Source organism: Micromonospora parastrephiae (assembly GCF_016802865.1).
Classification (GTDB): domain Bacteria; phylum Actinomycetota; class Actinomycetes; order Mycobacteriales; family Micromonosporaceae; genus Micromonospora; species Micromonospora parastrephiae.
The window spans coordinates 1-7,628 of sequence record NZ_JAEVHM010000227.1 but is presented as its reverse complement, the minus strand read 5'-3'; the positions used below and the strand labels follow the sequence as shown (position 1 = coordinate 7,628).

Sequence of the window (7,628 nt, the reverse complement as noted above, 5' to 3'; positions counted from 1 at the left end):
CGGCATCTGCGCGTCCAGCAGGATCACCGCGAAGTCGTCCACCAGCAACTGCTTGAGGGCCGCCTCGCCGCTCTCCACCGCCACCGACTGGACCGGGAGGCCCTGGAGGATCGCCTCCAGGGCCATCAGGTTCTCCCGCCGGTCGTCCACGAGCAGCGCCTTGGCCATCTGGGTCACGAAATCTCCTCGGTCCGGCTGCCGCTGATCCAGGACGACATCAACTCGATCAGGTCGTCCAGGTCGACCGGCTTGGTGATGTAGTCGCTGCCGCCGGCCGCGAGGGCCGACTCGCGGTCGCCCGGCATCGCCTTCGCGGTCAGGAAGACGACCGGCAGATCAGCGAAGCGGTGGTTGCGGCGGATCTGGCGGGTGGTCTCGTACCCGTCCTGGTCCGGCATCATGGCGTCCATCAGCACGATGTCCACCTCCGGATGCTCGGCCAGCAGGCGGACACCGTCCGCCCCGTTGTCCGAGTACAGCACGGTCATCCCGTGCAGCTCCAATGCGCTGGTCAGGGCGAAGACGTTGCGTACGTCGTCGTCCACGATCAGCACCGTGGCGCCGTCCAGCTGGCGCGTGGCCGGCGCCTCCGGCCGCTCCGGCAACAGCTCCAGCGGCGGCATCAGCAGCGACGACGGCAGACCGGCGCGTTGCGGGGACGGCGGCTGAGGCGCGACCACCGCGTCCGGGGCGAGCACCTGCGGCACGAACAACGTGAACGTCGAACCCTGACCGGGCGCCGACGACACCGTGATGGTGCCGCCGATCAACCGAGCCAGGTCGCGGCTGATCGACAGACCGAGGCCGGTGCCACCGTAGCGACGGCTGGTGGTGCCGTCCGCCTGCTGGAACGCCTCGAAAATGATCGACAGCTTGTCGTCGGAGATGCCGATCCCGGTGTCGATCACCGTGAACGCGATCACCTGCTGGGCGTTCGTCAGCGCCGGCACGTCGAAGACGGCGTTCTCCGCCGCCGGGGCGATCCGCAGTGTCACCGCGCCGTTGTCGGTGAACTTCACCGCGTTGGAGAGCAGGTTGCGCAGGATCTGCTGCAACCGCTGCGCGTCGGTGACCAGCGCCGGCGGCAGATCCTTGCTCACACGCACCTGGAAGTCGAGGTTCTTCTCCTCGGCCTGCGGCGCGAACGCCTGCTCGACGTAACCGCGGATCTCCGTGAAGCGGATCTCGGTGGGCTCGACGTCCATCCGGCCCGCCTCGATCTTGGAGAGGTCCAGGATGTCGTCGATCAGCGAGAGCAGGTCCGAGCCGGCACTGTGGATCGTGCGGGCGAACTCGATCTGCTTGGGGTTGAGGTTCTGCTCCGAGTTCTCCGCCAGCAGCCGAGCCAGCAGCAGCAACGAGTTCAGCGGCGTACGCAGCTCGTGGCTCATGTTCGCCAGGAACTCCGACTTGTACGCCGACGCCCGGGTGAGCTGCTGCGCCTTCTCCTCCAGGCCGAGCCGGGCCAGCTCGATCTCCCGGTTCTTCGTCTCGATGTTGCCCTTCTGCTCGGACAGCAGAGTGGCCTTCTCCTCCAACTCGGCGTTGGTGCGCTGCAACTCCGCCGACTGCTCCTGCAACTCGTGGGCGAGTCGCTGCGACTGGGCCAGCAACTCCTCCGTACGACGGTTGGCCTGGATGGTGTTGACCGCGATGCCGATGGTCAGCACCAGCCGCTCCAGGAACGACAGGTGCAGCTCGGAGAAGGCGGCCACGCTGGCGAACTCGATCACGCCGAGCAGCTCCCCCTCGAACAGCACGGGGAGCACCACCAGGTCGGACGGGGGTGTCTCGGCCAGGCCGGAGCGCAGGGTGAGCCGGCTGTTCGGCGAGGCGCTGACCCGGATCGTCCGGCGGGAGAGGGCAGTCTGCCCGACCAGCCCCTCACCCGGCCCGAAGGTGACGTCGTGCCCCCGCGCCACGTACCCGTACGACGAGGTCAGCCGCAGCCGCATGCTGCCGTCGGTGTCGTCGGCGAGGAAGAAGGCGCCGAGCTGGGCGTCGACCAGCGGGGTCACCTCCGTCATGATCATGCGGCAGACCTCGCCCAGGTCCCGCTGACCCTGCAACAGGCCACCGATGCGGGCCAGGTTGGAGTCCAGCCAGCCCTGCTCGGCGTTCTTCTTGGTCGTCTCCCGGAGGGTGACGATCATCTGGTTGATGTTGTCCTTCAGCTCCGCGACCTCGCCCTGCGCCTTGACCGCGATCCGCTGGGTCAGGTCGCCCCGGGTCACCGACGTGGACACCTGGGCGATGGCCCGCAACTGGGTGGTCAGCGTCGAGGCGAGCTGGTTGACGTTCTCGGTGAGGTCCCGCCAGGTGCCGGAGACGCCCTTGACCTGCGCCTGACCGCCGAGCTTGCCCTCGATGCCGACCTCGCGGGCCACCCGGGTCACCTCGTCGGCGAACGACGACAGCTGGTCGACCATCGTGTTGACCGTCGACTTGAGTTCCAGGATCTCGCCCTGCGCGTCCACCGTGATCTTCTGCGACAGGTCACCCTTCGCCACCGCCGTGGTCACCGACGCGATGTTGCGGACCTGACTGGTCAGGTTCGACGCCATCGAGTTCACGTTGTCGGTCAGGTCCCGCCACGTACCGCTGACACCCTTGACCTGGGCCTGACCGCCCAGGTTGCCCTCGGTGCCGACCTCGCGGGCCACCCGGGTCACCTCGTCGGCGAACGACGACAACTGGTCCACCATCGTGTTGACCGTGTTCTTCAGCTCCAGGATCTCGCCCTGGGCGTCCACCGTGATCTTCTGCGACAGGTCACCCTTCGCCACCGCCGTGGAGACCTGGGAGATGTTGCGGACCTGGCTGGTCAGGTTGCCGGCGAGCTGGTTGACGTTCTCGGTGAGGTCACGCCAGGTGCCGGAGACGCCCCGCACCTGGGCCTGACCGCCCAGCTTGCCCTCGATGCCCACCTCACGCGCGACCCGCGTCACCTCGTCGGCGAACGACGACAACTGGTCCACCATCGTGTTGACGGTGTCCTTCAGCTCCAGGATCTCGCCCTGCGCCGCCACGGTGATCTTCTGTGACAGGTCACCGCGCGCCACCGCCGTGGAAACCTGCGCGATGTTACGGACCTGGGCGGTCAGGTTCGACGCCATCGAGTTGACGCTGTCGGTCAGGTCCTTCCACGTGCCGGCCACGTTCGGCACCTCGGCCTGACCGCCCAGCTTGCCCTCGGTGCCCACCTCACGGGCCACCCGGGTCACCTGCTCGGCGAAGAGCCGCAGCGTGTCGGTGAGGTAGTTGATGGTGTGCGCCAGCTCGGCGACCTCACCCTTGGCCGACACGGTGATCTTCTGGGAGAGGTCCCCCTTGGCCACCGCCGTGGACACCTGCGAGATCGACCGCACCTGGTAGGTGAGGTTCGACGCCATGGTGTTCACCGAGTCGGTGAGGTCCTTCCAGGTGCCGGCGACGCCCCGGACGTCGGCCTGACCGCCCAACTTGCCCTCGGTGCCCACCTCACGGGCCACCCGGGTCACCTCGTTGGAGAACGACGACAACTGGTCGACCATCGTGTTCACCGTGCGCCCGATGCGCAGGTACTCACCGCGCAGCGGCCGACCGTCGATCTCCAGTGCCATCTGCTGCGACAGGTCGCCGTCCGCGACCGCCACGATCACCCGGGCGATCTCCGTGGTCGGCCGGCCCAGGTCGTCGATCAGCGAGTTGATGGCCCGCTGCCCCTCCGCCCAGGAGCCGTCCAGTCCCTCGTCGTCCAGGCGTTCGGTGAGCCGGCCGTCCCGGCCGACGATCCGGCTGATCCGCCGCAGGTCCAGGTACTGCCGCTCCTGGAGCGAGACCACCTCGTTGAAGGCGTCCGCCACCTCACCGGCCGTACCGGCGCGGCGGGGCAGCCGGACCTTCAGGTCGCCGCGACGGACTCGCCGCAGCGCCTCGGTCAACTCACCGAGGAGCGCCTCGTGGTCGGACGCGGACGGATCCGCCACCGACTGCTTCGCCGTGGTCATCATTCCTCGCTCAACTCGGGGGTGCCGGTCCGTGCGGGCACACCGGCCACCCCATATTGTGCCCGGGCGCGCCGCAGTGCCAGGGTGCGCGACCCGCCGGACCGCCTGGCAGCCGCACCGATCCGCCCGCGGACGACCGATCGGGTACGGTGCGTCGCAGACCTCGCCCGGGTCCCAGACCCGTCGCGCCGACCCGATTCGACGCAGCCGGGCGGAGGATGTCGGTGCCGAGCACTTCCCTCGTCCGGGGCGATGGTGATCGGCTTGGCACCCGGCGGGGGGACGGTGGAGGATACGAGGGTGTCAGCCGAGGCGGGGCCCGCGACGGCCGGGGCCCGGAACGGGGCGGTCCGGCATGTGCGCCTGCCCGCTGACCGGCGCACCCCCGCCGCCGCCCGCGCGGTGGTCCGCTCGGTGCTGACCGAGGCGCACCTGGACGAGCTGGCCAACGAGGCTCTGCTGCTCACCACGGAGTTGACCACCAACGCCGTCGAACACGCCCGTACCGAACTGGACATCGACGTCGTCGCGGACGAGGTGGGGCTCACCGTGACCGTCTCCGACTTCGCGGCCGGGTCGGGCGACGAACTGACCGTCGGCGCCCGCAACGACGCCACCGAGATCAACGAGGTGTCCGAGCGGGGTCGAGGGCTGCTGCTGGTCGACCACTTCGCCAGCCGTTGGGGCACCACGTACCTGCCCACCGGCAAGGGCGTTTGGTTCCGGCTGGACCGCCCCGACGCCGACCCGCCCGGCGCCGCCGGTTCCGGCGGCGGCGCGGCACCGACCGGGATGGCCGTCGACGGCGCCGCGCCGAGCGCCAGCGCCATGAGCGAGCTCATGCAGACCGCCCCCGACGTGTACGCGGACGACCCGCTGCCCGACTTCGCCACCGGCCTGCTCAGCCGCCTCGCCGAGATGGTGGGAGCGGCCGGCGGCGTGATCCGCCTGGACCGGGGCGACGGGCAGGGCCGCCAGGTGCTGGCCCGCTTCGGCCGACAGCCGCGCGACGACAGCGAACTGCTCCGGGTGCCGCTGACCGTGCACCGCCCGTACGGCGGGGAGCTGGAGCTGGACGCCGCGCCGTCCACGTACGCCCGGCCCCTCGCGGTGCTCACCGCCGAACGGCTGTCACTGCACCTGGAGAACGACCGGCTGCGCCGGGCCGACGTCCGCCGGCAGGCGTGGTTGACGTTCCTGGCCGAGGCGAGCGAACTGCTGGCCCAGTCGCTGGACGTCGAGTTGACCATGGCGCTGATTCCACAGCTGGTGGTGCCCCGGCTCGGCCAGTGGTGCGCGGTGCACACCGCCGACGAGTGGGGTCGGCTGCGGTTGGCGGCGGCGACCCACGCCGACGAGTCGGTGCTGCCCCAGCTGCACAAGGTGCTGGCGGAGACCGGACCGGATTCGATCCAGGCGCGGCTCCGTGAGGCGTCGCGCAGCGCGGCGCAGATCCCGCTCGGCGGGCCGATGGAGGGTTTCGCGGTCCCGCTGATCGCGCGCGGGCAGCGGCTCGGCACCCTGGCCGTGGGGCGGCATCAGCGGCACCGGCACGACCCGGACGAGGTGGCCGTCCTCGAGGACGTGGCCCGGCGGGCGGCGCTGGCCATCGAGAACGCCCGCATCCACGCCGAACGCCGGCGGGTGGCGCAGACCCTCCAGCAGTCCCTGCTGCCCCCGGTGCTGCCGCTGGTGGACGGGATCGGCTTCGCCGCCGAGTACGTCCCGACCGGCGACGACGCGGAGGTGGGCGGCGACTTCTACGACGTGGTGCCGCTGCCCGACGGGCGCTGGCTGGTGGTGATCGGCGACGTCTCGGGCAAGGGCGTCCAGGCCGCCGCGGTCACCGGGCTGGTCCGGGACGTGATCCGGGTGCTGGTCGGCGACGGCAAGCCGTTGCCGGAGGCGCTGGCCCGGCTCAACGAGACGCTGGTCGAGCGGGGCGGCGGCCGGTACTGCACGTTGGCCCTGGCGGCGGTCGGGCCCGGCGACGGCGACCAGCTGGACGTCGCGCTGCACCTGGCCGGGCACGACCGGCCGGTGCTGCTGGCCGGCAAGGGCGGCGCCGGGTTCGTCGGCACCGGCGGCACCGCGCTCGGCCTGCTCGACACGATCACCTCACCCACCGCGCAGATCGCACTCGCCCCGGGCGACTCCCTCATCTTCTACACCGACGGGGTCACCGAGCGGCGACGCGGACGGGAGTTGTTCGGCACCGACCGGCTGCGCGACGCGGCCGCGCCACTGGCCGGCTACTCGGCCGACGTGGTGGCCGCCCGACTGCGCGCCGCCGCGATCAACTTCTCGGTCGAGCCGCCCCGCGACGACATCGCCATCCTGGTGCTGCGCAACGACGCGGTCTGACCACGGCGGCGGGCACCCTGCCGGTGCTGGTGGCTGGACCGACCGCGCCCGCGGGTGTCACAGACCGCCGGGCAGACGACCCGGGGCGAGACGGTGCTCCGGGTCGAGGTGCTCCTTCGCGGCCCGCAACTGGGCCAGGCCGGCGATCTCACCCCAGAGGTCGACGGCCCGCCGGACCGGTGCGGGAGCGGAGACCACGACGCAGCGACCCTGCCGGGCCACCAACACCCCACGGACGGCGGCCAGGATGGACGCCACCCGGTCGGGGGCCAGCGCGCCGGGCAGCGCCGCGTGCACCACGCCCAGCCCGGCCGAGCCCCGGACCGGCACCGGGGTGCCGGCCGCGTCGCGCAGCGCGTACACGGCGGCGTGCAGGTCGCTGATCGGCACCTCCAGCCGCAGCGCGGTGTCGCCGGGGGCGAACGGGTAACGCCGCCACCACGTCGGGGCGGAGTGCGCGACCGTCGCCTCCCCATGCAGGATGCCGACCAGGCGTTCGGCGCGTTCGGTGACATCGGCCGGGCCGCCCTCCAACAGCACCACCAGGCTGCCCGCACGGGACGGGGCACCGGACCGACCTGACATCGACGGGTGGCGCTCCCGGGCGGCGGCGGACGGATGGCCGGGCGGGTACGGCGTACGCGGCCGGGGCGTACCGGCGGGGAGGTCGAGCTCGATCGCCGCCGGGTCCAGGCGGGCGGCGAGGATCGTCCGGACCAGGTCGTGCACCTCCAGCGGCGTCCACACCGGACGGGACACCCACAGCCGGCTGGCCGGCATCGACTGCACCCGGAGGCTCGCCGACACCAGCACGCCGAGCGCGCCCTGCGATCCGCAGAGCAGCCGGGCCAGGTCGAGACCGGGTGCGCCGCCCCCGGCGCTGACCAGCTCACCGTCGGCGCCGAGATAGCGGACACCGAGGAGTTGGTCGCAGGGGCTGCCGTGGCGGTGCCGCAGTGGGCCGGCCTCACCGGCGGCGAGCACACCGCCCAGGGTCGCGCCGGGGGACGGGGCGTCCAACGCGAGCCGCTGCCCGGTGCGTTCCAGCGTCGCCTGCACCGCCCGCAGCGGCGTGCCGGCACCCACCTCGGCGACCGGCGCGCCGGCCGGCTCGTGACCGATGCCGGCCAACCGGCCCGTGTCGAGCATGATGTCGACCTGCACCGGCGCGGCACCCCAGTCGATCTTCGTGCCGGCGCCCCGGGGCACCACCGTCAGGTCGTGCGCGGCGGCCAGCGCCAGCACCTCGGCCGCGGCGTGCGGGCCGCCGGGCAC

General features: G+C 71.9%; 3 protein-coding genes and 1 pseudogene. 1 reads left to right on the top strand and 3 read right to left on the bottom strand.

Features of this window, described 5'->3' with window-relative positions; all coding sequences use genetic code 11:
* Positions 1 to 177 (bottom strand): annotated as a pseudogene (locus JNW91_RS27660) (response regulator); the annotation flags it as partial.
* Entirely contained in the window at positions 174 to 3,989 is a 3,816-nt protein-coding gene (locus tag JNW91_RS27655; protein ID WP_203178371.1) for a HAMP domain-containing protein, read from the bottom strand. The pseudogene JNW91_RS27660 and the gene JNW91_RS27655, both read right to left, overlap by 4 nt.
* A 252-nt stretch (positions 3,990 to 4,241) precedes the next feature.
* On the opposite strand from JNW91_RS27655, the gene JNW91_RS27650 reads away from it, so the two are divergent.
* Positions 4,242 to 6,353, top strand: coding sequence for a SpoIIE family protein phosphatase (locus tag JNW91_RS27650; RefSeq protein WP_238425819.1), 2,112 nt, complete (start codon positions 4,242 to 4,244; stop codon positions 6,351 to 6,353).
* A gap of 57 nt (positions 6,354 to 6,410) precedes the next feature.
* Here JNW91_RS27650 and JNW91_RS27645 read toward each other — a convergent pair.
* Positions 6,411 to 7,628 (bottom strand): FAD-binding oxidoreductase (locus tag JNW91_RS27645; RefSeq protein WP_203178369.1); only part of this gene is annotated, 1,218 nt, incomplete at its 5' end.

Excerpts from the sequence above, each read along its gene's own strand:
- JNW91_RS27655 (WP_203178371.1), bottom strand. The coding sequence starts at position 3,989 with ATGACCACGGCGAAGCAGTCGGTGGCGGATCCGTCCGCGTCCGACCAC.
- JNW91_RS27650 (WP_238425819.1), top strand. The coding sequence starts at position 4,242 with ATGGTGATCGGCTTGGCACCCGGCGGGGGGACGGTGGAGGATACGAGG.